The following is a 1,301-nucleotide window of genomic DNA, read 5'->3' as shown; positions in this document are numbered from 1 at the left end:
GGAAGCTAAGCCCCATTGCGCCGATGGTACTGCACTCGACAGGGTGTGGGAGAGTAGGACACCGCCGAACACCCGTTTGCTGGAGGCCCCCAACTGTGTTGGGGGCCTCCAGTGCTTTCTATGGACATGTTTTCATCGAATAGTGTTCATGCAAGTGATTTCGAAAAAGGGGACCCCACCTGCGGGTCCCCTTTTTCGTACTTATTGATCTTTTCCCGGTCATCACGCAGGATGCACGTTGTGACGATGAAGGCCGAGTTGTTGCGCACGGCTGTCGGACAGCCGGCGGTGGTCGACGGTGACCACGTTGCCTCCGCGCGGGCGCATGCAGAACTGATCCGGTCGGCTCGTGCCGACGTGATTGTGTTTCCAGAACTGTCCTTGACCGGGTATTACCTGGACGCCCCAGACGTCGAGTTGGATGGGGACGCTGTCGCGTTACTCGTCGAGGCCTGCCGATCGGCCGATTCGTGCGCGTTGGTCGGTGCGCCGGTGATGGAAAAAGGTCAGCGTTTCATCGCTACCCTGCGTGTCGATGGCAATGGCGTCGGGATCGCCTATCGGAAAACACATTTGCACGGTGATGAAAACAATTGGTTCGCGCAGGGGCCTGGTGCCTCGGCGATCGAGATCCATGGGTGGCGTATCGGTCTGGGCATCTGCAAGGACACCGGCACAGCTGAGCACATCCACGCGACCGCAGCCCTCGACATCGATCTGTACGCGTGCGGGGTAGTGCACCACCGATGGGAGTTGGCGGAACAGCAACGGCGTGCCGCCCATATCGGTGCCACGTGCGGAGCCTACGTAGCGATGGCGAGTTTCGCCGGTGCGACCGGAGAAGGTTTTCGGGCCACGGCAGGATGTTCGATGATCGTTTCCCCCGGCCAACGGCTGCTGGCAGTAGCCGGTTCTCTGCCCGGCGATTACGCGACAAGGGTGTTGTCGAGTCGGCCCTTCGGGACCGAACTAGACGGGTGTGAATTCGAGGTGGATCGAAGCTAGCCCGCGGAGGATGTACGTCGGCTCGTAGGTGAAGTGACGATCGTCGGCCGGCCCGTGCTTCTCCTCGGAGATCTTGATGTCTGCCATGCGGTCGAGCAGTCGTTCGATCGTGACCCGAGCTTCGACTCGCGCGAGAGGTCCTCCCGGGCAGGAATGCACGCCCCGTCCGAAAGCGATGTGTTCGCGGGCGTTGTCGCGGTCCGATAGTGCCCCGTGGAGTGGTGGACTTCGGATCGGCTCTGCAGTAGACGTAGTGATCAACGAGTCGTGCTGGATACTATGCTGTTTCGCTCGAG

At 60.8% G+C, this 1,301-nt stretch carries 2 protein-coding genes; one reads left to right on the top strand and one right to left on the bottom strand.

What is annotated here, in order from left to right:
* The first annotated feature begins 246 nt into the window (after positions 1 to 246).
* Positions 247 to 1,005: a carbon-nitrogen hydrolase family protein gene (locus ACFWBU_RS21265; protein WP_084722662.1), complete on the top strand. Its 759-nt coding sequence runs from the start codon at positions 247 to 249 to the stop codon at positions 1,003 to 1,005.
* Here ACFWBU_RS21265 and ACFWBU_RS21260 read toward each other — a convergent pair.
* A partial coding sequence (locus tag ACFWBU_RS21260; protein ID WP_378529155.1) for a cytochrome P450 occupies positions 970 to 1,301 on the bottom strand: 332 nt, incomplete at its 5' end. The two genes, ACFWBU_RS21265 and ACFWBU_RS21260, sit on opposite strands and share 36 nt — an antisense overlap.

This window comes from Rhodococcus sp. NPDC060084, assembly GCF_042730335.1.
Taxonomy (GTDB): Bacteria; Actinomycetota; Actinomycetes; order Mycobacteriales; family Mycobacteriaceae; genus Rhodococcus.
This window is presented reverse-complemented; position numbering and strand designations above follow the sequence as displayed.

Coding starts and splice junctions, on each gene's coding strand:
- ACFWBU_RS21265 (WP_084722662.1), top strand. CDS start 247: ATGAAGGCCGAGTTGTTGCGCACGGCTGTCGGACAGCCGGCGGTGGTC.